This window comes from Stenotrophomonas sp. YJH_SMC_133, assembly GCF_059370655.1.
Genome location: NZ_JCAFTW010000003.1, coordinates 270777 through 292443, shown reverse-complemented (window position 1 = coordinate 292443; position 21667 = coordinate 270777). Strand labels below are relative to the sequence as shown.

The following is a 21667-nucleotide window of genomic DNA, read 5'->3' as shown; positions in this document are numbered from 1 at the left end:
GGGGTAGTTCCTCGGCTTTGATGTGGATGACCACGCGCCGCCCTGGCTTGCCGTACATGACACGGCAGGCTTGGTCGGAGCGCGGGAGTTGGTAGGGGAGAACGAGGCTCTCAGCGAAGGAGAGCGGCGCATCAGCTGGGATGAAGCCGACGACCGAGCGGCCGTCAGTAGTCGGAGGTGGATACATCGGATGACTCGTCGGCGAAGTCGCCGTATTCGCCCGGAGCATCTGCATTGAGCAGACGGCCGGATGCGTGGTCGTAGCTGTAGTAGAGAACCTGGCCGTTCGACTGGCCGGTGAAGCGATCCTTGAGGACGCGGAAGGTCGTGCAGTTGCGCTCGGCCTCGCTCTCGGCCTGCGTGTTGCGCTCCAGGCCGAACGCGAAGTGCGTCCAGAAGCCAATCGCGCGACTGCCCTTGAAGTGACGGAGCATCACGCGCCCGCCTTCCTCGTGGGGCTTGCCTTCCGGCGTGGCGAGGTGCGAGACCAGGTAGATGCAGATGAGGTGGCGCTGCGCGAACTGCGCAATCTTCGCCATCGTGTCCTCCAGCATCTTCCGCTCATCCTCGGCACCGGCCGCGAACGACGTGAGGTTGTCGAGGACGATGTGCTTGACGCCCTCTGCGACGACCATGTGGGCCATCTTGGCTTCGATCACGTCCCACTCGGACGAGCCGAAGTGGTCGTAGATGAACACCTGGCCCTTGTCGAGAATCTCGAACGCGGCTTCCAGTTCCTCCTGCGTCCAGCTCCCATCGGGAACGTGGAAGCGGCGGCCTGCAACCTTGCCCGCCATGCGCTTCGCCGTCTCGACCGGCTGCTGTTCCAGGAAGAACAGGCCAACGCGGTCGCCGGTTTCCTGCGCGATGAAGGCTGCTTCCTCCATCAGCCAGTCGGTCTTGCCGATGCCGGTGCCTGCGCCGAAGGTGTAGACCTCGCCGTACCGCTTGCCGTAGGTCAGCGCGGTGAGGCGCGGGTCGTGCCAAGGCATGCCCATCGAGACCGGCTTGAGTGCCTTCTCCTTGAGGGAACCGAACGTCACCACGCCATCGGGGCGCTTGGTCTGCGCTTCGTAGATGGCGCGAGTGATCGCCTCGGCATCGCCACGCTGGAGCAGCTCGTTCGGGTCTTTCGCCGGGAGCTGTGCGATCTTGGCCTTGCCGGGAGTCAGCAGCAGCGCCACTTCCTGTGCGGCGGCCTGGCCCGGTTCGTCCATATCGAACATGAGCACAACCTCGTCGAAGCCGTTGACCCACTCCAGCTCGCGCTTGATGGACTTGGCCGCGCCTTGCGCCCCGTTCGGTACGGACACCACCGGCCAGCGGAGGCCGAGTGCCTGCGCTACGGAGAGCGCGTCGATCTCGCCTTCGGTGATGACGAGGCGTCGCCCCGGTTCGTAGAGGTGCTGGCCGAACAGCCCGCACGCCTTCGAGTCGCCGATGAACGAGAACTTCTTGTCGGGGTAGCGGAGCTTCTGCGCGACGATGCCGCCATCACGCTTGTAGTTGGCGATCTGCACGGTCTTGCCGTGCTTGTCCTTGCCGATCCAGTAGCCGTACTTACGGCATGCTTCCTCAGTGATACCGCGCTTCGCCAGGGCTTGCGGTTCACCCTTCGCAAAGTCGCTCATGGTTTTCCTGCTGGTGGGTTGAGAGACCTCCTCGCCTTCGGCTGGCTCGTAGTGACCGCAGCCGAAGCAGTAGCCGTGCCCGTCGCTGTAGCGCGCAAGGTTGTCCTTGCTGCCGCAGTTCGGGCACGGCTCTTTGTGGAGGTATTCGGAGTCAGCGCTTTGCACGCTCCACGGACCACATGCGCTTGCGGTAGGAAATGCCGAGGCGACGATTCAGCGCACCCTTGACGGTGCGGCCCAGGCCGCGGAACGGCTTGTCGGCGCGCGCCCATGCGCGCTCGAAAGCCAAGCGCATCGCGGACGGAATGACGGTGGTGGCGGTGTTGGTCATGCGTTCTTCTCCAGCAGGAACTTGGTGAATGCGGCGACTTCTTCGGTCGCATCGTTGGCGTCGAGGCCCAGCTCGTCGGTGCAGTAGTTGCGATACAGCTGGAGCAGCGCATCGACGCGGTACTGCTTCGGAGCGCGGCGCGCTTCCAGGAGCGGAGCCTTGCTGCGGCGCTGACGGCGCGACAGGCGATAGCGCGTGTACCGCTGCCCCGAGGCGTCCTCGCAGGTCTGCGTTTCGATCTCGAAGCCAGCAGCGCGCAGCTCATCGACGCGCGAGGCGAGGCGGCGGATGCGGTAGACGCCTTCGGCTTGCCACGAGGTCAGGTGCGAGTGGCGACGCAGGTGATCCAGGACGACCTGGGTTTGCGGGGGCAGCGGTTTCACGTCGGGTTCTCCTATCGAGGGAAGTCAGGTGCCCACACGACGGGCTTGCCGTAGGCGGCGAGCAGGCGTCGCAGCGCGGCGTGTTGGGCTTCGGTGAAGTTGTCCTCGGGCTGCATGGCGTCGTTGACGCCGCCCAGGAGGCAGACTTGGTATGCGGATTGGTTGTGCTTACCGGCGAGAGCGCCGGGCTGATTCAGCGGGCGACCGTCGTAGATCGAGCCGTCACGTTCGATGACGAAGTGGACGGCGATCTTCGAGTAGCCCTGCGAGCGGTGCAGGCGTGCGAGTTCTTCGCCGGTCGTGACCTGCTCGGGGCGGGTCATGCTGGCGAGGACGAACAGCGCCTCTACCGATTCCAGAGGTTTGAGGCGCACTTAGAGTTTGTAGAGGTGGACTTCGGTGCGTGGTTCTTCGTCCGGCTGCGCCCAGCGCTTACCGGAGAGCAGCCACATGACTTGCTTGTCGTCGGCCCAATAGCCGGTGGCTTTGGTCACAACGTCCATCGGCCCCTTGGCGAGGTTGTCCACGTCGCCCTTGGGAAACGCGGCCTTCGAGGTCTTGGCGCGTTTGCATACCGCGATGATGACCACTAAAACCGGATCGGTCGGCGACAGGTCCAGGTCACCGGCTGGCAGATGCTTCTCTGCGGCTTCCTTCCAGGTCTTGTAGGTCTTGCCGTAGTAGACGCCCCAGCGCGAAACCTTCGGGCGCGAGGCGGGCACCGGGTCAAACGGGAACGTGAGGGAGGCCAAATGCTTGGCCCCCCTCGCGGTGTCCACGATGACCGACAGCGGATCAGTAGTCGCCGTCATCGCCCTCGTCGTCGGAGTCGCTGTCGTCGTCCGAGTCGTCATCGCTGTCGCTGAACGGCGCGCTGTCGGCGGCCTCGTAGCCGTCCTCCTCGCCGAAGCCGTAGTCCTTGGCGTTGCGCTGGCCGAACTCGACCAGCTCGATCACCTGGACGGCGACCATGTAGCAGGTCAGGTAGAACTTCTTGGCCGATTCGACGAACGAGCCGCCGATCTCGTAGGAGACCTTGAGTTCGCTGCCGCCGCCGATCTGCGGCGGGTTGTCGATCTTCTTGCCGCGGGCGTCGAAGATGTCCGGGCGCATGGTGAACTTCTTGCCGGTGCGCTTGCTGACGCCGCTGGCCTTCATCTTGAACTTCACCAGCACGCGGCCGGTGTCATCGCCGTTCTCGTCGGTTTCTTCGGTGAACACCGGGGCCACTTCGGCGCCCTTCTTCTTCTTCGGGTTCTCGCTCAGGAACTCCTGGAACAGCTCGTCGCGCCGGGTTTCCAGCTTCTTCGCCAGCGCCTTGAAGTCCTTGTCGTTCGGGTCGAACGCCAGGCTCACGGTGTATTCGCCTTCCGGCTTGAACTTGGTATCCGGTTCGTTCAGGCGAGGCCACACGGCGGTGCCCTTGGGGGAGACGAATCGTTCGCGCTTCTTGGTTGCCATCAGTTGTCGGTCTCGTAGTTGGTCGGGAGATAGATGCCCGCGCGCCACAGGTCAGCGGCGGCGGTCAGCGGGGTGTCGGCGGAAATGCCGAAGGCTTCGTCGATGTCGAAGCCGATGAGCGCCTCGTCGATGAAGGCGTCGGTGATCGGGTCACGCATCACGGGTAATGCGGTTTCAGCTCGCGCTCCGCGTAGCGGCGCACGGCGTTGAGGGTGTTGACCTGCCGGTAGCGGCAGTCCTGCTCCATGCGCGAGACGACCCGCAGCACTTCCATCGGATCGAGGCCGAGCACTTCGCAGAAGTTCTTGAAGGCGCACGCCAAGCCGATCACCTGATCGGCCGGGTGGCCGAGGGACTGCACGCTGTCGATCACGACGAAAGCGCCGCGTGCGGCGCTCTCGGCAGAACGTGAGTGCAGTCCGTCGATGACGCGATCACGCACCTGCGTGCAGCTCCGTCATGCGGTGCTTGAACTCCTCGACCGTGCCGTGTTCGGCCGGGTTGTAGATGCCGAGGACCACACCGAAGTGGTCCTGGGCAACGTAGGTGTTCAGTGCGTGCTGGTAGTTGATGCTCATGTTGATGTTCTCGATTGGGGTATCAATTGCCAAAGGGGGATGGACTAGGCAAAGAAATAGCGCGACTCCAGCACCAGGCTGAGGTCCAGGTCGCCATGCGGCGGGAGGGGTGGGAGTTTCTCTGCCGCTTCTGGCGGGAGCTGCTCGACGAGTTGCTGTCGGAAGTCGGCCAGTACGTCGCCGCTGTATTGATCGACGAACGCCTGCCGGAGTGCGGCGGCGAGGATTGCTGCCTGGCCCGCGTGCGTACCGTAGGAGTCGTGGATCATGGCGAACGACTCGATGCCGTTCTCTGCCGCGAGGCAGGTGGTCAGCATCATGTGGCTGGCGTCGCAGGAGTGGACGAAGTTCGGGCTGATCCCGAGGGTCTGCCTGCGACGGTCGAGCTTAGTACCGCCGATGTTGACCACTAAATTCACCTCGCGGCCTCCGACGTGCGGCCGGATACGGACGCCTTCCTCCTCGCGGTACTCCTGGAGGACCGGGAAGCCAGCGGGGGTCGTCCAGCTCACCGGCAGGTCGGCCGACGAGGCGACCTTGGAGGCGTCACGCAGCCAGTTCATCGCCGCGCGGGCTGCGATCACGACCTCGCCGATGCACTCCCACAGCAGGGTCGCCAGGTACTCGGCGGTCTCCCAATCGTCCTCCATGCCCAGCTTCTTGAACTTGGAGAGCACCTGGGCGCGCATGCCCGACTTCGTGACGCCGTAGGGCAGCGTCATCACCGGCTGCTTCACGATGTCGCGGGTGAGCTGGCCGTCCAGCTTGATCGCCAGCGGGTCGCCGCTCTCGGCACGGGCGCGCAGCTTCTCCTGGGCCACGTCCTTCACGCGCGAATAGATGTCGGCGGGCTTCGGCTGCGGGATCAGGTTGGTGGCTGCGCCGCCCACGGAGTCGCGGAGCATGGCCGAGAAGTTCTGGAGGCCGTTGCAGGAGCCGTCGAGCGCGATGGGCAGATGGGAGACGTGATCGCGGCCGTTGAGGCTGTAGCCGAGCCACTCGAAGCACGCGGCCAGCGCGCAGAACGGGCTGTCGGCGTCCATCCAGAAGCGTTGGCCGTCCAGCGGATCGAGGGCGCTGTCGAGAATCTGCTCCTCGTGCTCGCGCACCCAGGCCACGCGCTCCTCGAACGACACCTTGTCCACGCCGAAGCAGTTGGCGACGTGGATGGCGAGCCAGTAGGCACCGTCCTCGCCGAGCGGCACGCCTTGGGCGAACGTCAGCAGGCCCTTGGCCGCATCATCACCCTGCGGGGTCAGCGTCGGGGGCAGGGGGTAGCACCGGCCGCGGAAGTCGAGGTTGTGCGGGAAGTAGATCGCGGGGTACTCGGCGAACTTCTCCGCAAGGGCGATCTTCTGCGCGGCGGCGAGGCGGGTGGACACGCTGCGCGCGTTGGCCTCGTAGACCTTGGCCCGGTCGCGCTTCCATTCCTTGAACTCGTCGGCGTGGTGCTCCTTGAAGTAGTCCGGGTCGGTCTCCAGCAGGGCAGGGCGGCTCGGCAGGTCCATCAGCTCGCGCTCCGGCAGCCCGGCGACACCGCCGCCTGCGTTCCACAGCTCGCGCATGACCTCCAGGACGGGCACGTTCACCTTCCAGGCGGTTGCCTGGATGGCGTTGAGGGCCTGGTAGACGTTGGGCATATCGACCAGCGCCAGCTCGCGCTTGTAGGCGCGGTTGCGGGTACGCACGAGGTCAGCCCGGCCGCCGATGTCGGTCAGGTAGCCTCCGTCGCGGGGCGTGGTCCACGGACGCGGCGGGACGACCATCGGCATGAGCACCGGCTGGTACAGGGCGGCGCTGTCGTGGGCCTTGGTCAGCCAGTCGAGCACCTTCTGATTCCCGGCGATGAGCAGGTGGCGCTTGCCGCGCTCGGCCACGGTGACCAGCTCGACCAGCCCGGTCGCCTCGACGAACAGCTCGATGAGCTTCATGCCCACCAGCAGCGCGTCCTTGTCGGACAGGTAGAGGCGCTTGTCGTCCTCGGGGGCGAACTCGGCGTCGGCGATGACGTGCCGCATGACGGCGGTGGAGTGCCGGGCCGAGGTGGACTTCTTGAGCTGCTCCTGGACCACCCGGTACAGGCCGGGGTGCTTCTCGCGGAGCAGGGAGAAGTTGATCTCGTTGGCGACCTCGTGGCCCAGGGTGATTGCCACGGACACCGCCTTGCGGTGATCGGCGACCAGCGCGTTGACGCAGGTGAAGCTGGTCAGATAGGCGAGGGCGTGGGGGTTCAGGTGGCGGATGAATTTGAGGGCGGCGTGGCGCTTGCCCGGCTTGCCGGTGTCGGCTTCGGCCACGAACGCCATGATCGCGGCGGCGGTGGCGTCGATGCTCTCCATGACCAGCTTGCGGCCGGGGCCGGTCTCGGCCTCCTGGCGCTGCTCCCTGATCTTCTCGTAGCGGGCAATGCCCAGGCTGGTGCTTTCCTTCTCCAGTTCGAGCTGGGCGGCGTGCAGGTCGTTCTCTTGCCAAGTCGTCATCGTTTGCCCTCGGGGGATGCAAAAGTCAAAACGGGAGGACCGCACCGGGGGCTGCCCGGTACGGTCCTGAGTGGTTCGGTTGTTGGTCCTGGGTGGACCTATGTGGAACTGTAGTAGTCCTCGGTGGTGAACAGCAATGAGTAGTTCTGAATGGTTGTCCTAGGAGGAGGTCCGCCGAAGATGACCACTTTATTCGGCGTCACCTGGTGTCACCTGTCGTGGCACCCGGCGTCACCTATATGTCACCCGAAGCGTCACCTGATAGACTGGAAAGCTGTAAGTAGTTGAGTGGTCAGGACTAATCGGCAGGGGCTTCGGGATTTAGGTTCCAGTGCCGCAAGGCGTGGGGGTTCGAGTCCCCCCTTTCGCACCAGTGCCGGCCTGTCCCCCGCCCTGATCGGGCCCCGCTGCCCCCCTTGACCGGCACGCGCTGGCAGTGCAGGCCGAATTGGGCGAAACTAAAGGGCTGCGGCAAGCAGGCGCGTCCCAGACGTCGTGTCCTTACAACCGTTTCATCCCAATCATCGAGCCGGGGGCGTGGGCCACCGGTGGCAGGAGTCAACATGCAAGCTTCGATCGAATCCACCGGCAACCTGGAACGCCGCCTGAGCTTCTCGCTGCCGGAAGACCGTCTGCAGAGCCACATCGTCGGCCGCCTGGGCGAAATCGCCCGTACCACCCGCATCAAGGGTTTCCGTCCGGGCAAGGTGCCGGCCAAGGTGATCGAGCAGCGCTTCGGCGCGCAGGTCCGTGGCGAGGCGCTGGACGGCCTGCTGCGCGAAACCTTCGACGCGGCCGTGCGCGAGCACGATCTGCGCATCGTCGGCAGCCCGCGCATCGACAAGGGCGACGAGGGTGAATTCTCCTTCGTGGCCACCGTGGAAGTGGTGCCGGACTTCGGCGACATCGACGTCAGCAAGCTGACTGTCGTGCGCCACACCGCCGAGATCACCGACGCCGACATCGACCAGATGATCGAGAACCTGCAGAACCAGCGTCGTACCTGGGCCCCGGTCAGCCGTGGCGCGCAGGACGGTGACCTGGTCGCGGTGGAAACCTGGTCGCAGGCCGGTGAAGAGCGCCTGCCGGCCGAAGGCACCGAGAAGGGTTCGATCGTGCTCGGCCAGGGCATGATGTTCGAGACCATTGAAAAGGGCCTGGTCGGCCTGGCCAAGGGCGAAGAGAAGACCCTGGACGTCGAGTTCCCGGCTGACTGGCGCGTGCCGGTGCTGGCCGGCAAGACCGTGCAGGTCACCGTCAAGGTCGCCGAAGTGTCCGAGCCGGTCGTGCCGGCGGTCGACGAAGCCTTCATCAAGAGCTTTGGCGTGAAGGGTGGCGATGTGGAGCAGTTCCGCAGCGACATCCGCGCCAACCTGGAGCGCGAGCTGAAGGGCGCCCTGATGAACCGCCTGCGCCGCGAAGTGGGCGAGCAGCTGATCGCCGCCTATTCGTCGGTGGAAATGCCGCCGCGCCTGGTCGAGAACGAAGCCCGCGCCATGCTGGCCCAGCAGGTCGAGCAGATCCGCCGCAACGGCCAGAGCGTCGGCGAGATCCCGGCCGATGCCCACGAAGGCTTCAAGGAAGCGGCCGCCAAGCGCGTGCTGGTCGGCCTGCTGGTCGGTGAAGTGGCCCGCATCAACGACCTGCGCCTGGAAGCCAAGCGCCTGAACGAAACGATGCGTCTGATCGCTTCGACCTACGAAGAGCCGGAGCAGGTCATTGAGATGTACCGCAACGACCCCCAGCTGATGTCTGGCCTGCAGAACCGTGTGATGGAAGAGCAGGTGATCGACTGGATCGCCGAGCGTGCCCAGCACACCGAAGAGAAGCTGTCGTTCCAGGACGCGATCCGCCAGTAAGCCCGGGCGGATCACCGGATGCCCCGTGCCTTTGCCGGCGCGGGGTTGTTGCCCCCCAAGATAGGTACCTCACGTAATGGACAACCGAACCAAAGCCCTGAACCTGGTTCCGATGGTGGTCGAGCAGACCAGCCGCGGCGAGCGTGCCTACGACATCTATTCGCGCCTGTTGAAGGAGCGCCTGATCTTCCTCGTGGGCCCGATCGACGATCACATGGCCAACGTGGTGGTGGCGCAGTTGCTGTTCCTGGAATCGGAAAACCCGGAAAAGGACATCAACATCTACATCAACTCGCCGGGTGGCGTGGTCACCGCCGGCATGGCGATCTACGACACCATGCAGTACATCAAGCCGAATGTGAGCACTACCTGCATCGGCCAGGCTGCCTCGATGGGTGCCCTGCTGCTGGCCGCGGGCGAAGCCGGCAAGCGCTATGCGCTGCCGAACTCGCGCGTGATGATCCACCAGCCGCTGGGTGGCTACCAGGGCCAGGCCACCGACATCGACATCCACGCGCGTGAGATCCTGACCCTGCGTTCGCGCCTGAACGAGGTGCTGGCCAAGCACACCGGCCAGTCGCTGGAGACGATCGCCCGCGACACCGAGCGCGACAACTTCAAGAGCGCCTTCGAGGCGCAGGCCTACGGTCTGGTCGACCAGGTCCTGGAGCGTCGTCCGGATGAGTCGATCCAGGCCGGTTGACCGGCCTTCACGGGGCCATGGAGGCCTCGTTCCTGCAGGGTCGGGCGGGACTGGTGTCCCCTCGGCCCTGTGCTATTCTCGAATCGAACCCCCGTTCAGCGGGTGGGGTAACTGGGTAAGCGAAGCATGAGCGAAGACCGCCAAGGTCGTTCCACGGACACCGGCAAGATCCTCTACTGCTCTTTCTGCGGCAAGAGCCAGCATGAAGTGCGCAAGCTGATTGCGGGTCCGAGCGTGTTCATCTGTGATGAATGCGTGGAGCTGTGCAACGACATCATCCGCGAGGAGCTTGAGGAAAAGGCGCAGTCGGCGCGCAGTTCGCTGCCGAAGCCGCGCGAGATCCTCGAGGTGCTCGACCAGTACGTGATCGGCCAGAACCGCGCCAAGCGCACCCTGGCCGTGGCCGTGTACAACCACTACAAGCGCATCGAGAGCCGGCAGAAGAACGATGACGTCGAACTGGCGAAGTCGAACATCCTGCTGGTCGGCCCGACCGGTTCGGGCAAGACCCTGCTGGCCGAGACCCTGGCCCGCCTGCTCAACGTGCCGTTCACCATGGCCGACGCCACCACGCTGACCGAAGCCGGTTACGTGGGCGAGGACGTGGAGAACATCATCCAGAAGCTGCTGCAGAAGTGCGACTACGACGTCGAGAAGGCGCAGCAGGGCATCGTCTACATCGATGAAATCGACAAGATCTCGCGCAAGAGCGAGAACCCGTCGATCACCCGCGATGTGTCCGGCGAAGGCGTGCAGCAGGCCCTGCTGAAGCTGATCGAAGGCACCGTGGCAAGCGTTCCGCCGCAGGGCGGCCGCAAGCACCCGCAGCAGGAATTCCTGCAGGTGGACACCAAGAACATCCTGTTCATCTGCGGCGGCGCGTTCGCCGGGCTGGACAAGGTGATCCAGGCCCGTTCCACCGACGTCGGCAGCATCGGCTTCGGCGCCAAGGTGAAGAGCAGCGAGCGCAAGCAGGAAGTGGGCAAGGTGCTGGCCGAAGTCGAGCCGGAAGACCTGATCAAGTTCGGCCTGATTCCCGAGTTCGTCGGCCGCCTGCCGGTGGTGGCGACCCTGGAGGAGCTGGACGAGCCGGCCCTGATCAAGATCCTGACCGAGCCGAAGAACGCCATCACCAAGCAGTTCAAGAAGCTGTTCGAGATGGAGAACGTCGAGCTGGAGTTCCGCCCGGACGCGTTGTCGGCCATTGCCCGCAAGGCGCTCAAGCGCAAGACCGGTGCCCGCGGCCTGCGCACCATCGTCGAATCGGTCCTGCTGGACACCATGTACGACCTGCCGTCGCAGGAAAACGTCAGCAAGGTGGTGGTGGACGAGTCGGTGATCGAGCACAAGTCAGAGCCTTACCTGATCTACCAGACCCCGGCGGCCCCTGAACAGAAGGCCGCAGGCGCCGAGTGATCCTTCCAGGTTGTTGATTGGAAAGGATTTTCAAGGAATGCCTTGCATCTGAAAGCCGATGGCCCCATAACGGGGCCATCGGCTTTTTTTGTCTCCGGAAGATGCCCTCCCGGAGGCGGTTTTCCCCCTTCCCTGGAGCCCCCATGGCCCGTTCCCCAAGTGAAACCCTCGACCTGCCGGTCCTGCCGCTGCGCGACGTAGTGGTGTTCCCGCACATGGTCATCCCACTGTTCGTCGGCCGTGACAAGTCCATGCACGCGCTCGAACAGGCAATGGAGGCGGACAAGCGCATCCTGCTGCTGGCGCAGAAGTCGGCCGAAACCGACGACCCGCATGCAGCCGACCTCTACCAGGTCGGTACGCTGGCGCAGGTGCTGCAGCTGCTGAAGCTGCCCGACGGCACCATCAAGGTGCTGGTCGAAGGACTGTCGCGCGTACAGGTCACCCACGTCGACGAGCGCAACGGCTCGCTGCACGGCCAGGCGGTGGAGATCGAGGCCACTGACGAGCGCGAAGCGCGCGAGGTCGAGGCCATCGCCCGCTCGCTGATGTCGCTGTTCGAGCAGTACGTTAAGACCAACCGCAAGCTGCCGCCGGAGCTGTTGCAGACGTTGTCGGGCATTGATGAGCCGGCGCGCCTGGCCGACACCATCGCCGCGCACATCAGCGTGCGCCTGGCCGACAAGCAGCGCCTGCTGGAAACCTTGGCCGTGGGCGACCGCCTGGAAATGCTGGTCGGCCTGGTCGACGGCGAGATCGACGTGCAGCAGATGGAGAAGCGCATCCGCGGCCGCGTGAAGTCGCAGATGGAGAAGAGCCAGCGCGAGTACTACCTCAACGAACAGATGAAGGCCATCCAGAAGGAACTGGGTGACCTGGACGACGCACCGGGCGAGCTGGAAGAACTGGCCCGCAAGATCGCCGAAGCCGGCATGCCGAAGGCCGTTGAAGCCAAGGCGCGCAACGAACTGAACAAGCTCAAGCAGATGTCGCCGATGTCGGCCGAAGCCGCGGTGGTGCGCAACTACCTGGAGTGGCTGCTGGGCGTGCCGTGGAAGAAGCGCAGCAAGGTGCGCAAGGACCTGAAGGCTGCGCAGGACACCCTCGACGCCGATCACTACGGCCTGGAGAAGGTCAAGGAACGCATCCTTGAATACCTGGCGGTACAGTCGCGCGTGAAGCAGATGAAGGGACCGATCCTGTGCCTGGTCGGGCCGCCGGGCGTGGGCAAGACCTCGCTGGGCCAGTCCATCGCCAAGGCCACCAACCGCAAGTTCGTGCGCATGTCGCTGGGCGGCGTGCGCGACGAGGCCGAGATCCGTGGCCACCGCCGTACCTACGTCGGTTCGATGCCGGGCCGCATCGTGCAGAACCTCAACAAGGTCGGCAGCAAGAACCCGCTGTTCGTGCTCGACGAGATCGACAAGATGTCGATGGACTTCCGTGGCGATCCGTCTTCGGCGCTGCTGGAAGTGCTCGACCCGGAGCAGAACAACGCGTTCAACGACCATTACCTGGAAGTGGACCTGGACCTGTCCGAAGTGATGTTCGTGGCCACCTCGAACTCGCTCAACATTCCCGGCCCGCTGCTGGACCGCATGGAAGTGATCCGCATCCCCGGCTACACCGAGGATGAGAAGCTCAACATCGCCACCCGCTACCTGGTGCCCAAGCAGGTCAAGGCCAACGGCCTGCAGCCGGAAGAGCTGGAGATCGGCAGCGATGCCATCCAGGACATCGTGCGCTACTACACGCGCGAATCGGGCGTGCGCAACCTGGAACGCGAGATCGCCAAGATCTGCCGCAAGGTGGTGAAGGAGATCGCGCTGGCCGGCCCGCAGCCGGCCAAGGCGAAAAAGGGCGCGAAGAAGAAGGCGCTGGTGAGCGTGTCCAGCAAGAACCTGGACAAGTACCTGGGCGTGCGTCGCTTCGACTTCGGCCGTGCCGAGGAAGAGAACGAGATCGGCCTGGTCACCGGCCTGGCCTGGACCGAGGTGGGCGGCGATCTGCTGCAGATCGAATCGACGCTGGTGCCGGGCAAGGGCCAGCTGATCCTGACCGGCCAGCTCGGCAACGTGATGAAGGAATCGGCTTCAGCGGCGCTGTCGGTGGTGCGTTCGCGCGCGGTCGGCTTCGGTATCGACAGCGACTTCCTGCAGAAGCACGACGTGCACCTGCACGTGCCCGATGGCGCCACCCCGAAGGACGGCCCGAGCGCCGGTGCGGCAATGGTCACCTCGCTGGTGTCGATGCTGACCAGGGTGCCGGTGCGTGCCGATGTGGCGATGACCGGCGAGATCACCCTGCGTGGTCGCGTCACCGCCATCGGTGGCCTGAAGGAAAAGTTGCTGGCGGCACTGCGTGGCGGCATCCGCACGGTCATCATCCCGGAAGAGAACCGCAAGGACCTGGCCGACATTCCGGCCAACGTCACCCGCGATCTGAAGATCGTCCCGGTGAAGTACATCGAAGAGGTCCTGGACCTGGCGCTGGAGCGTCCGTTGGCACCGAAGAAGGCGCGCAAGAGTGCGCAGCGTGTCACGGTGCGCAGCAAGGCCAAACCGAGTGGAAGCGCGCGCGTCAAGCATTGACGCGCGCTGTCCAATGGCCCGAAACCCGCGTCATTGCTGGCTTTCCAGCTTGCGTGGGGGTAGGGCCACTGGTATAAAAGCAGCACTCGCGAATGAGTGATCGCTGTCAGCGATGACTGAATCGGCGAACCGTTTCCACATGGTGGCCGCATGCAGAAGGCATGCGGTTGCTTCCCTGTCGAATAAGCGGAACCCACCGCCAAAGGAGTTGTAGAGAATGAACAAGACCGAATTGATCGATGCCGTTGCTGAAGCTGCCGACCTGACCAAGGCCGAGTCCAGCCGCGCTGTCGATGCCGTCGTTGCTGCCATCACCAAGGCGCTGAAGGACGGCGATGCGGTCACCCTGGTTGGCTTCGGTACCTTCCAGGTCCGCGACCGTGCTGCACGCACCGGCCGCAACCCGAAGACCGGCGACACCATCAAGATCGCTGCTTCGAAGAATCCGTCGTTCAAGGCTGGCAAGGCCCTGAAGGATGCTGTAAACTAAGCGGCTCGCTGGGGTGCTTAGCTCAGCGGTAGAGCGTCTCCTTTACACGGAGAGGGTCGGGGGTTCGAAACCCTCAGCACCCACCACAGCACCGCGGTAAAAGTTTGAGTGTGGAGCGGTAGTTCAGCTGGTTAGAATGCTGGCCTGTCACGCCGGAGGTCGCGGGTTCGAGTCCCGTCCGCTCCGCCATTCAACGAGGCCTCCGGCCAAAAGCTGGAGGCTTTGTTTTCTTCCCGGTCCAGGCCGGCTGGAAAGCAAAAAAGCAACAATGCGGAGCGGTAGTTCAGCTGGTTAGAATGCTGGCCTGTCACGCCGGAGGTCGCGGGTTCGAGTCCCGTCCGCTCCGCCACTACATCGAGGCCCCCGGCCTGAAGCCGGGGGCCTTGTCTTCTCCCCGGAAGGTTCGGGAAGAAGGCGAAAGGTTTTGCAAGAACGGAGCGGTAGTTCAGCTGGTTAGAATGCTGGCCTGTCACGCCGGAGGTCGCGGGTTCGAGTCCCGTCCGCTCCGCCATTGCAGAATTCTTAAGTCCCTGTGAAAAAACTTTGAAAAAAGTGTTCACCGGGCTGGGTTTCCAGGGAGTCTTCGGATATACTGGGCGCCTGCAAAGTTTCAGCGCGGAGCGGTAGTTCAGCTGGTTAGAATGCTGGCCTGTCACGCCGGAGGTCGCGGGTTCGAGTCCCGTCCGCTCCGCCAACTCTAAAAGCCCTCGGCGCAAGCCGGGGGCTTTTTCTTTGTGCCGTCGGAAGCGGTGCGCAGGCCACGCCGGTGCTGCTTTTGGTCCCTGCGACGAAGCGGGTTACACTGCCGGGCTCGCCAATCAGGCCTTGTGATTCCTCACCATGCTGCAGAAACTCCGCGACAAGACCTCAGGCTGGATCGTCACCGTGATCCTGGGGCTGCTGATGATTCCGTTCCTGTTCGTGATCGACAACAGCTACCTCGGTGGCGTTGGCGCACAGAACGTGGCCAAGGTTTCCGCGCCGCCGACCTGGTGGCGTTCGGCACCGTCGTGGTGGCCGGTGCGCATGCTGTGGCAGCACCATGAGATCAGCGCGCAGGATTTCCGCACCCGCTTCGAGCAGGAGCGCATGCGTGAGCGCCAGCAGCAGGGCGAGAATTTCGACCCGCGCGCGTTTGAAAGCACTGAAAACAAGCTGGCCGTGCTCGATCAGCTGATCGACGAACAGGTCGTGCGCCTGGTCGGCGAGCAGGCCGGTGTCGTGATCGGCGATGGCGCGGTGCGCGAATACATCGCCACCATCCCGGCCTTCCTCGATTCGAACGGCAAGTTCAACGAGAACAACTACCGCCTGGCGCTTGCCGGTGGCAATCCGCCGCGCACGCCGACCCAGTTCCAGGAACTGGTGCGTGAGAGCCTGCAGCAGTCGGTGATCCCGTCGGGCCTGCAGAACTCGGGCTTCGTTACCCAGTCCGAGACCGAGCGCCTGCTGAAGCTGCTGGGCGAGACCCGCGATGTCGAACTGGCCGCGTTGCCGGAAGTGCCGGCCGATACCGCGCCGGTGACCGACGCGCAGATCAAGCAGTGGTACGACAGCCATGGCAAGGACTTCCGCCAGGCCGAGAGCGTTTCGCTCGAGTACGTCGAGATCAATGGTGCGAACCTGCCGGCACCGACCGCCGCCGACGAAGCCACCCTGCGCAAGCGCTATGAAGACGAGAAGGCGAAGTTCACCACGCCGGAGCAGCGCCAGGCCTCGCATATCCTGATTACCGGCGACGGTGCCGAAGCCAAGGCGAACAAGATTGCCGCCGAAGCCAAGGCCGCCGGCGCCGACTTCGCTGCACTGGCCAAGGCCAACTCGGAAGACCCGGGTTCGAAGGGCCAGGGTGGTGACCTGGGTTGGGTCGAACGCGGCGCGATGGTCAAGCCGTTCGAAGATGCGCTGTTCGCTGCCAAGGCCGGTGACGTGATTGGTCCGGTCAAGACCGAGTTCGGCTATCACATCATCAAGGTTGCTGCGGTCCGTGGCGGCCAGGGCAAGTCCTTCGAGGAAGTGCGTGACACGCTGGCTGCCGAGCAGCTGAAGGCCGACGGCGAGCGCGGCTTCAACGAACTGGCCGGCCGTCTGGTCGACGCCATCAACAAGAGCCCGAGCGATCTGGCTGCCGCGGCCAAGGAAGTGAACCTGCCGCTGCAGACGCTGGGCCCGATCACCCGTGCCACCGCCAGCGGCATCGCCGCTGACCCGGGCGTGCTGCGTGCCGCCTTCTCCGACGTGCTGGTGCAGGACGGGACCGCCAGCGACCCGATTGCGCTGGGCGGCGCGACCAACCACAGTGTGGTCATCCGCGTGGCCGCGCACACCCCGGAACAGGCCATGCCGCTGGACAAGGCGCGCGAGCAGGTGATCGCCGCGATCCGTGCCGACCGTCAGCGCCAGGCCAGCGACAAGGCGGCCGATGCCGTGCTGGCCAAGCTGAAGGCGGGCGCCACCCTGCAGTCGCTGGCGGCCAGCGAGAAGCTGCAGCTGAGCCCGATGCCCGGCCTGCCGCGCAGCCAGCCGGTGCCGACCCCGGAAATCAACCGCGCGATCTTCAGCGCGCCGGTGCCGGCCGATGGCAAGCCGAGCTACGGCAAGGTCGATGTCAACGGCCATGCGTTGCTGTTCGCGGTGAACAAGGTGAACCCGGGCGACGTGAAGGAAGTGACCGCCGAGCAGCAGAAGCAGCTGAAGGACCAGCTGAGCCAGATCGATGGCATGGCTGCGGCCAAGGCCTATGTCGAGGCGATGCGCAAGAAGTTCGTGATCCAGACCACCGAAGCGAACCTGTAAGCCTCGCGGCGGGCAGGATCGAAGAAGGCCCGGCAATGCCGGGCCTTTTTTTGTCTTCGCGTCGTTTGTGGTGCGCTTGGCCTCTGGTAGTGGTCGAGCTTGCTCGACCGCCTTTTTGTAAGGTCGAGCCGTGCTCGACTGCATCCGCTGGGCGCAGGCATGAAAAAGCCGAGCATGGGCTCGGCTCTACAGGAAGCAGGGCAGGGCGCGGCCGGAATCGCGCCTGCTTCAATCCTCGACGCGCAGCACCGCGCCAGGCTTCAGCACGCTGCTGCCGCTCAGGCCGTTCAGCGACAGCAGGGCCTTGACCGGCATGCCGTAGCGGCGGGCGATGGTCCAGGCCGACTCGCCATCACGCACGGTGTGGCGGCGGCTGCGCGGACGGTCGGCGATCGCGGCGACGGTTCTGGTGACCTGCGGCGTCGGTACAGCGGCCGCCACCGGTGCGGTGGTGGCGACCAGCGCGGTCGCTGCCTCCGCTACCGTCGCATTTGCGGCCGAGACCGGCGCCAGCACGCGGGTGGTACCCGAGGGGCGGCCACCGGAGGCCAGGGCCGGGTTGAGGCGGGCGATCCTGGCAGGGTCCAGGGCGCGCTGTGCGGCCCACTGCTGCACGCTGGTGCCCGCAGGCAGGGTGTGGTCCTTCAGCACCGGCACGGTGCGGTCCAGCGAGGCCATCACGCCAGGCTGGTCTTCCACGTCTTCCAGCACGCAGGCCAGGGCATGCAGCTTCTCGACGTAGGCATGGGTGACCGGCGACAGGCCGGGCAGCGCCGAAGGCTTGGCGTTCTGCGCGTTCATGCCAGCCTTGCGCATGGACTGCAGCACGCGGTACTCGCCGGCGTTGTAGGCCATCGTGGCCAGGCGCCAGTCGCCGCCGAACATGCCGTGCAGGGTCTTCAGGTAGCGCACTGCGGCCTGGGTCGAATCGACCGCCGACAGGCGGCCGTCATAGCCGTTGGTCATCGGCACGCGATGGTTGCGCGCGGTGGTGGCGATGAACTGCCACAGGCCGGTCGGGCCGCTGCCATTGCGGGCATTGGGCCGGTAGCCGCTTTCCACGAAGGGAATCAGCGCGAACTCGGTGGGCAGGTCGGCCTTGCGCAGCTCTTCGACCACGTAGCCGAACAGCACCAGCGCATCGTCATCCTGGTTGGCCAGGCGCGAGGGGGCGTGGGCGAACTGCTTCTGCCAGCGCGGGCTGGTGGCCTCGGCGTCGCAGCTGGGTTCGGCCAGGCCGTCGCGGAAGCTGGTGAAGATCTCCTGGCCGTTGCGCACCGAAGCGGCGGGCAGCGCAGCCGGATCCAGCGGCAGGGCCGCAGCGGCGGTCAGGTTCTGGCTGATGCCGGCGCCCAGCGACTGCGCGCCCGCGGTTCCGGCCAGCCCCAGGGCAAGGCCCAGGGCCAGCGGCAGACTTCGGCGCATCATGCGCGGAAGCCGTCTTTCCAGTGCCGGAGACCGGCCATCACGTCGACGTCGTCAACGACGTCACGGCCCAGGTGTGCCGAGACCGACGCACGGATCGGCGCCGCGTGCACACGCAGGAAGGGATTGCAGTCGAATTCGTTGGCCAGGGTTACCGGCAGGGTGGAACGGTCATCGCGGCGCATGGCCAAAGCCTCCTCTTGGCGCTGCCACAGGGCAGCGTTGGCGGGGTCGACATGCCGCGCGAAGACGGCATTTGACACGGTGTACTCATGAGCGCAACAAAGCAGCAGTTGCGCGGGCAAGGTACCCAGCTTGCGCATCGATGCCAGCAGCTGGGACGGCGTACCTTCGAACAGACGTCCACAGCCCAGGCTGAACAACGAATCTCCGCTGAAAAGATGTTCAGCAGTGTGAAACGCGATGTGGCTGCGGGTATGCCCGGGCACGGATAGTACGTGGAACGTCCGGCCCAGTGCCTGAACGCGTTCACCTTCGCCGACGCGTTCGGTGGCCGTGGGGATGCGCTCTTCGACCGGCGCGATGACCCGTACACCGGGAAAGCGAGCCTGCAGTGCGGGCACGCCACCGATGTGGTCGTCGTGGTGGTGGGTGAGCAGGATCGTGTCCACGCGCAGGCCCTGATCGGCCAGTGCGAGCACTGGCGCGGCATCGCCGGGGTCGACGACCACGGCAGTGCCATCGTCGGCGATCAGCGTCCAGATGTAGTTATCCGCAAATGCGGGCAGGGCAGTCAGTCGCATAGAATTGGACCATGCCCGCGCTGCAGAGCACCCGTCAAGCGAGCCAGACCCCGTGGTTCGACAGTGAGCCGGCGGCGGCGCTGCGCGTTCTGGAACGGCAGTTGCTGCTTCCGCAGCTGTCGGCGCTGCCCGCGCAGCCCTGGCTGTGGATCGCGCCGAGTGCGGCCTGGCTGGAGGATGCGCAGCTGGGTGGGCGCGGCCTGCGCCTGTACCGGCAGGGGTCGGGACCGGGCTATGACGGCGATACCCGCTGCGGGCTGCCCTTGCCCCTGGCCAACGAGAGCGTCAATGCGATCGTCCTGCAGCATGTCACCACCGGCGATGCCGACCTCCTGCTCGACGAGTGCGAGCGCGTACTGATGCCGGGCGGCCATCTGTGGCTGAGCAGCCTCAATCCGTTCAGCCCCTACCGCACGCACTGGCGGCAGCATGGGCTGGTGGTGCGTACGCCGCAGCGGATCCGCCTGCTGCTCGGCCGCCATGGCCTGGAGTGCGACGATATGCGCTACCTCGGCCCGCTCTGGCGCGGTGCCGGCAGCCGTCGCCCGGGGGGCTGGGCGCCATTGCGCGCGGCCTGCCTGTTCCATGCGGAGAAACGCACGCTGGCCCTGCCCGGGCCGAAACCGCTGCCGGTGCGCTGGCACGGCACCGTTGCTACCTGATTCTGGAGCTGTATTGAAAACCATCGAAATCCACACCGACGGATCCTGCCTCGGCAATCCCGGCCCCGGCGGCTGGGCTGCGTTGCTGCGCTACAAGGGCCACGAGCGCGAGCTCAGTGGCGGTGAAGCGCACACCACCAACAACCGGATGGAGCTGATGGCGGCCATTTCCGGGCTGGAGACGCTGACCGAGCCGTGCAACATCGTGCTCTACACCGACTCGCAGTACGTGCGGCAGGGCCTGACCCAGTGGATGCCCGGCTGGATCCGCAAGAACTGGAAGACCGCTGGCGGTGATCCGGTGAAGAACCGCGAGCTGTGGGAGCGCCTGCACGCGGCCACGCTGCGGCACCAGATCGACTGGCGTTGGGTGAAGGGTCACTCCGGCGACCCGGACAATGAGCGGGTGGATACCCTGGCCCGCAACGCGGCGATCCAGATCCGCGACGCCAGCCCGGTAAACTGAGCCCATGCGTCAGATCATCCTCGATACCGAAACCACCGGCCTGGAGTGGAAGAAGGGCAACCGCATCGTCGAAATCGGCTGCGTGGAGCTGTTCAAGCGCCGCCCGACCGGCAACAACTACCACCAGTACATCAAGCCGGACTGCGAGTTCGAACAGGGCGCGCAGGAAGTCACCGGCCTGACCCTGGAGTTCCTCGATGACAAGCCTGAATTCGCGCAGATCGCCGATGAGTTCCTGGCGTTCATCGATGGCGCCGAGCTGATCATCCACAACGCGGCGTTCGACCTTGGCTTCCTCGACAACGAGTTGTCGCTGCTGGGGCCGCAGTACGGAAAGATCGCCGACCGCTGCACGGTCATCGATACCCTCGCGATGGCGCGTGAGCGCTTCCCGGGCCAGCGCAACTCGCTGGATGCGCTGTGCAAGCGGCTGGGCGTGGACAACTCGCACCGTGCGCTGCATGGCGGCCTGCTCGATGCGCAGATCCTCGGCGATGTCTATATCGCACTGACCTCGGGCCAGGAAGAGATCGGCTTCGGCCTGGGCGATGACGACGGCGGCGGTGCCGGCGCGGCGTTGCAGGCTTTCGATACCAGCAAGCTGCTGCCGCGTCCGCGCGTGGTGGCTACGCCGTCGGAACTGGAAGCGCACGCCGCGCGGCTGGAGCGGCTGCGCAAGAAGGCCGGCCACGCACTGTGGGATGGCCCGAAGGTGGAAGAGCCCGCCGGCGCGTAATACATCGAGGTAGTGCCGGCCGCTGGCCGGCATCGTCGTGATACGAGGTTCCCCGGGTGAGCCGGCCAGCGGCCGGCACTACCGCCTCCACGCATGGCGTGGCTCTACCGGTTAATGGCAGCGCACCAGGATTACGCTGATGTTGTCACGGCCACCGCCGTCGAGTGCGGCGGCGACCAGCGTATCCACGCATTCCTGCGCGCTGGCATCTTCGAATGCCAGGGTGCGGGCGATGCCGCGGTCATCCACTTCCTCGGTGAGACCGTCACTGCACAGCAGCAGCTGCATGCCCGGACGCAGCTCACCACTGGTGGTGGCCACGTTCAGGTGGGCTGGATCGGTCACGCCCAGTGCCTGGGTGACCACGTTGCGATGCGGATGCGCGCGTGCCTGTTCGGCGGTCAGGTTGCCCTGTGCGACCAGTTCCTGCACCACGCTGTGGTCCTGGCTGAGCTGCGCCAGCTGGCCGTCGCGCCACAGGTAGGCGCGGCTGTCGCCGACCCAGGCCACTTCATAGCGGTTGCCCTGCACACGCGCGGCGACCACGGTGGTGCCCATCGGCAACGTGTCGTTGCGCCGGCGCGAGGCGCGGATGATCTCTTCGTCGGCAGTGCGGATGGCCTGTGCCAGCGGTGCGCCGCGGCGGATCTCGCGCACGATGGTTTCGCGTGCCAGTGCACTGGCCACTTCGCCGCAGGCATGCCCGCCCATGCCGTCGGCCACCAGCCACAGGGCCAGCTCGCTGTCACCGTAGTAGGTGTCCTCGTTGAGCTCGCGGCGCATGCCGGGGTGGGTGAGGTGTCCGAATTCGATCATGGTAGGCAGGGCGGGGTATTGCCGGGGAGACAGGCATCATCGGGTGGCCGCAGGCATCCGGCAAGGCATGTGCCCAGGA

General features: G+C 65.3%; 22 protein-coding genes and 5 tRNA genes. 14 read left to right on the top strand and 13 right to left on the bottom strand.

Features of this window, described 5'->3' with window-relative positions:
- Positions 1 to 164 precede the first annotated feature (164 nt).
- Genes AC5P78_RS05880 through AC5P78_RS05835 form a run of 10 tightly spaced genes read right to left on the bottom strand, consistent with a single transcriptional unit; the run spans position 165 to position 6864 of the window.
- Positions 165 to 1796: a toprim domain-containing protein gene (locus tag AC5P78_RS05880; protein WP_495217162.1), complete on the bottom strand. Its 1632-nt coding sequence runs from the start codon at positions 1794 to 1796 to the stop codon at positions 165 to 167.
- The gene (locus AC5P78_RS05875) at positions 1783 to 1962 is read right to left on the bottom strand and encodes a hypothetical protein (protein ID WP_004154591.1); all 180 of its coding nucleotides are present in this window, start codon (positions 1960 to 1962) and stop codon (positions 1783 to 1785) included. The genes AC5P78_RS05880 and AC5P78_RS05875 overlap by 14 nt, the downstream gene beginning before the upstream one ends.
- Positions 1959 to 2345, bottom strand: a complete 387-nt coding sequence (locus AC5P78_RS05870) for a helix-turn-helix domain-containing protein (RefSeq protein WP_004154592.1) — start codon at positions 2343 to 2345, stop codon at positions 1959 to 1961. Before AC5P78_RS05870 ends, AC5P78_RS05875 begins: the two co-directional genes overlap by 4 nt.
- 11 nt (positions 2346 to 2356) lie before the next feature.
- Entirely contained in the window at positions 2357 to 2719 is a 363-nt protein-coding gene (locus AC5P78_RS05865; RefSeq protein ID WP_004154593.1) for an N-acetylmuramoyl-L-alanine amidase, read from the bottom strand.
- Entirely contained in the window at positions 2720 to 3157 is a 438-nt protein-coding gene (locus tag AC5P78_RS05860; protein ID WP_049444495.1) for a RusA family crossover junction endodeoxyribonuclease, read from the bottom strand.
- The gene (locus AC5P78_RS05855; RefSeq protein WP_004154595.1) at positions 3141 to 3806 is read right to left on the bottom strand and encodes a hypothetical protein; all 666 of its coding nucleotides are present in this window, start codon (positions 3804 to 3806) and stop codon (positions 3141 to 3143) included. The genes AC5P78_RS05860 and AC5P78_RS05855 overlap by 17 nt, the downstream gene beginning before the upstream one ends.
- Positions 3806 to 3964 carry a hypothetical protein gene (locus AC5P78_RS05850; RefSeq protein WP_154267700.1) on the bottom strand — a complete coding sequence of 53 codons (159 nt, stop codon included), beginning with the start codon at positions 3962 to 3964 and terminating at the stop codon, positions 3806 to 3808. Before AC5P78_RS05850 ends, AC5P78_RS05855 begins: the two co-directional genes overlap by 1 nt.
- The gene (locus tag AC5P78_RS05845) at positions 3964 to 4248 is read right to left on the bottom strand and encodes a hypothetical protein (protein WP_005412421.1); all 285 of its coding nucleotides are present in this window, start codon (positions 4246 to 4248) and stop codon (positions 3964 to 3966) included. Before AC5P78_RS05845 ends, AC5P78_RS05850 begins: the two co-directional genes overlap by 1 nt.
- Entirely contained in the window at positions 4241 to 4384 is a 144-nt protein-coding gene (locus AC5P78_RS05840) for a hypothetical protein (protein ID WP_005412422.1), read from the bottom strand. The genes AC5P78_RS05845 and AC5P78_RS05840 overlap by 8 nt, the downstream gene beginning before the upstream one ends.
- A gap of 44 nt (positions 4385 to 4428) precedes the next feature.
- Complete coding sequence (locus tag AC5P78_RS05835) at positions 4429 to 6864, bottom strand: DNA-directed RNA polymerase (RefSeq protein ID WP_495217161.1); 2436 nt, start codon at positions 6862 to 6864, stop codon at positions 4429 to 4431.
- Positions 6865 to 7427: 563 nt separating this feature from the next.
- On the opposite strand from AC5P78_RS05835, the gene tig reads away from it, so the two are divergent.
- The 11 genes from tig to AC5P78_RS05780 all read left to right on the top strand — a co-directional run bounded on the left by tig (position 7428) and on the right by AC5P78_RS05780 (position 16719).
- On the top strand, positions 7428 to 8723 hold the full coding sequence (gene tig / locus AC5P78_RS05830) for a trigger factor (RefSeq protein WP_012479267.1): 1296 nt from the start codon (positions 7428 to 7430) through the stop codon (positions 8721 to 8723).
- A gap of 76 nt (positions 8724 to 8799) precedes the next feature.
- Complete coding sequence (gene clpP / locus AC5P78_RS05825) at positions 8800 to 9426, top strand: ATP-dependent Clp endopeptidase proteolytic subunit ClpP (protein ID WP_004146318.1); 627 nt, start codon at positions 8800 to 8802, stop codon at positions 9424 to 9426.
- A 126-nt stretch (positions 9427 to 9552) separates the two neighbouring features.
- Entirely contained in the window at positions 9553 to 10842 is a 1290-nt protein-coding gene (clpX, locus tag AC5P78_RS05820) for an ATP-dependent Clp protease ATP-binding subunit ClpX (RefSeq protein ID WP_004154600.1), read from the top strand.
- Positions 10843 to 10985: 143 nt separating this feature from the next.
- Complete coding sequence (lon, locus tag AC5P78_RS05815; RefSeq protein WP_049449901.1) at positions 10986 to 13433, top strand: endopeptidase La; 2448 nt, start codon at positions 10986 to 10988, stop codon at positions 13431 to 13433.
- 217 nt (positions 13434 to 13650) lie between these two features.
- The gene (locus AC5P78_RS05810) at positions 13651 to 13923 is read left to right on the top strand and encodes an HU family DNA-binding protein (RefSeq protein ID WP_005408270.1); all 273 of its coding nucleotides are present in this window, start codon (positions 13651 to 13653) and stop codon (positions 13921 to 13923) included.
- Between the two features lie 11 nt (positions 13924 to 13934).
- Positions 13935 to 14009: transfer RNA gene (locus AC5P78_RS05805), tRNA-Val, on the top strand.
- A 26-nt stretch (positions 14010 to 14035) separates the two neighbouring features.
- Positions 14036 to 14112 (top strand) — tRNA-Asp (locus AC5P78_RS05800).
- A gap of 83 nt (positions 14113 to 14195) precedes the next feature.
- A tRNA-Asp gene (locus AC5P78_RS05795) sits at positions 14196 to 14272 on the top strand.
- Between the two features lie 85 nt (positions 14273 to 14357).
- Positions 14358 to 14434 (top strand) — tRNA-Asp (locus AC5P78_RS05790).
- Between the two features lie 106 nt (positions 14435 to 14540).
- Positions 14541 to 14617 (top strand) — tRNA-Asp (locus tag AC5P78_RS05785).
- 146 nt (positions 14618 to 14763) lie between these two features.
- Positions 14764 to 16719 carry a peptidyl-prolyl cis-trans isomerase gene (locus tag AC5P78_RS05780; RefSeq protein WP_005408271.1) on the top strand — a complete coding sequence of 652 codons (1956 nt, stop codon included), beginning with the start codon at positions 14764 to 14766 and terminating at the stop codon, positions 16717 to 16719.
- 228 nt (positions 16720 to 16947) lie between these two features.
- Here the strand turns inward: AC5P78_RS05780 and AC5P78_RS05775 are convergent, their stop codons facing one another.
- Both AC5P78_RS05775 and gloB read right to left on the bottom strand, forming a co-directional pair.
- Positions 16948 to 18147, bottom strand: a complete 1200-nt coding sequence (locus tag AC5P78_RS05775; protein WP_044569572.1) for a lytic transglycosylase domain-containing protein — start codon at positions 18145 to 18147, stop codon at positions 16948 to 16950.
- Complete coding sequence (gene gloB, locus AC5P78_RS05770; RefSeq protein WP_005412427.1) at positions 18144 to 18908, bottom strand: hydroxyacylglutathione hydrolase; 765 nt, start codon at positions 18906 to 18908, stop codon at positions 18144 to 18146. The genes AC5P78_RS05775 and gloB overlap by 4 nt, the downstream gene beginning before the upstream one ends.
- Before the next feature lie 11 nt (positions 18909 to 18919).
- Between gloB and AC5P78_RS05765 the strand changes: the two genes are divergently transcribed.
- The 3 genes from AC5P78_RS05765 to dnaQ are packed head-to-tail and all read left to right on the top strand — an operon-like array spanning position 18920 to position 20772.
- A complete protein-coding gene (locus tag AC5P78_RS05765; RefSeq protein WP_049397081.1) occupies positions 18920 to 19570 on the top strand; it encodes a class I SAM-dependent methyltransferase in 651 nt (216 codons plus the stop codon).
- Positions 19571 to 19583: 13 nt separating this feature from the next.
- Positions 19584 to 20036 carry a ribonuclease HI gene (gene rnhA / locus AC5P78_RS05760; protein ID WP_005408275.1) on the top strand — a complete coding sequence of 151 codons (453 nt, stop codon included), beginning with the start codon at positions 19584 to 19586 and terminating at the stop codon, positions 20034 to 20036.
- Positions 20037 to 20040: 4 nt separating this feature from the next.
- Entirely contained in the window at positions 20041 to 20772 is a 732-nt protein-coding gene (gene dnaQ / locus AC5P78_RS05755) for a DNA polymerase III subunit epsilon (RefSeq protein ID WP_099523246.1), read from the top strand.
- 111 nt (positions 20773 to 20883) lie between these two features.
- Here the strand turns inward: dnaQ and AC5P78_RS05750 are convergent, their stop codons facing one another.
- Positions 20884 to 21588 (bottom strand): PP2C family protein-serine/threonine phosphatase, encoded by a 705-nt coding sequence (locus AC5P78_RS05750; protein WP_005408277.1) that lies wholly within the window; start codon positions 21586 to 21588, stop codon positions 20884 to 20886.
- Positions 21589 to 21667 lie beyond the last annotated feature (79 nt).

Excerpts from the sequence above, each read along its gene's own strand:
- AC5P78_RS05875 (WP_004154591.1), bottom strand. The coding sequence starts at position 1,962 with ATGACCAACACCGCCACCACCGTCATTCCGTCCGCGATGCGCTTGGCT.
- AC5P78_RS05860 (WP_049444495.1), bottom strand. The coding sequence starts at position 3,157 with ATGACGGCGACTACTGATCCGCTGTCGGTCATCGTGGACACCGCGAGG.
- AC5P78_RS05855 (WP_004154595.1), bottom strand. The coding sequence starts at position 3,806 with ATGGCAACCAAGAAGCGCGAACGATTCGTCTCCCCCAAGGGCACCGCC.
- AC5P78_RS05850 (WP_154267700.1), bottom strand. The coding sequence starts at position 3,964 with ATGCGTGACCCGATCACCGACGCCTTCATCGACGAGGCGCTCATCGGC.
- AC5P78_RS05840 (WP_005412422.1), bottom strand. The coding sequence starts at position 4,384 with ATGAGCATCAACTACCAGCACGCACTGAACACCTACGTTGCCCAGGAC.
- AC5P78_RS05835 (WP_495217161.1), bottom strand. The coding sequence starts at position 6,864 with ATGACGACTTGGCAAGAGAACGACCTGCACGCCGCCCAGCTCGAACTG.
- tig (WP_012479267.1), top strand. The coding sequence starts at position 7,428 with ATGCAAGCTTCGATCGAATCCACCGGCAACCTGGAACGCCGCCTGAGC.
- clpP (WP_004146318.1), top strand. The coding sequence starts at position 8,800 with ATGGACAACCGAACCAAAGCCCTGAACCTGGTTCCGATGGTGGTCGAG.
- clpX (WP_004154600.1), top strand. The coding sequence starts at position 9,553 with ATGAGCGAAGACCGCCAAGGTCGTTCCACGGACACCGGCAAGATCCTC.
- lon (WP_049449901.1), top strand. The coding sequence starts at position 10,986 with ATGGCCCGTTCCCCAAGTGAAACCCTCGACCTGCCGGTCCTGCCGCTG.
- AC5P78_RS05810 (WP_005408270.1), top strand. The coding sequence starts at position 13,651 with ATGAACAAGACCGAATTGATCGATGCCGTTGCTGAAGCTGCCGACCTG.
- AC5P78_RS05780 (WP_005408271.1), top strand. The coding sequence starts at position 14,764 with ATGCTGCAGAAACTCCGCGACAAGACCTCAGGCTGGATCGTCACCGTG.
- AC5P78_RS05775 (WP_044569572.1), bottom strand. The coding sequence starts at position 18,147 with ATGATGCGCCGAAGTCTGCCGCTGGCCCTGGGCCTTGCCCTGGGGCTG.
- gloB (WP_005412427.1), bottom strand. The coding sequence starts at position 18,908 with ATGCGACTGACTGCCCTGCCCGCATTTGCGGATAACTACATCTGGACG.
- AC5P78_RS05765 (WP_049397081.1), top strand. The coding sequence starts at position 18,920 with ATGCCCGCGCTGCAGAGCACCCGTCAAGCGAGCCAGACCCCGTGGTTC.
- dnaQ (WP_099523246.1), top strand. The coding sequence starts at position 20,041 with ATGCGTCAGATCATCCTCGATACCGAAACCACCGGCCTGGAGTGGAAG.
- AC5P78_RS05750 (WP_005408277.1), bottom strand. The coding sequence starts at position 21,588 with ATGATCGAATTCGGACACCTCACCCACCCCGGCATGCGCCGCGAGCTC.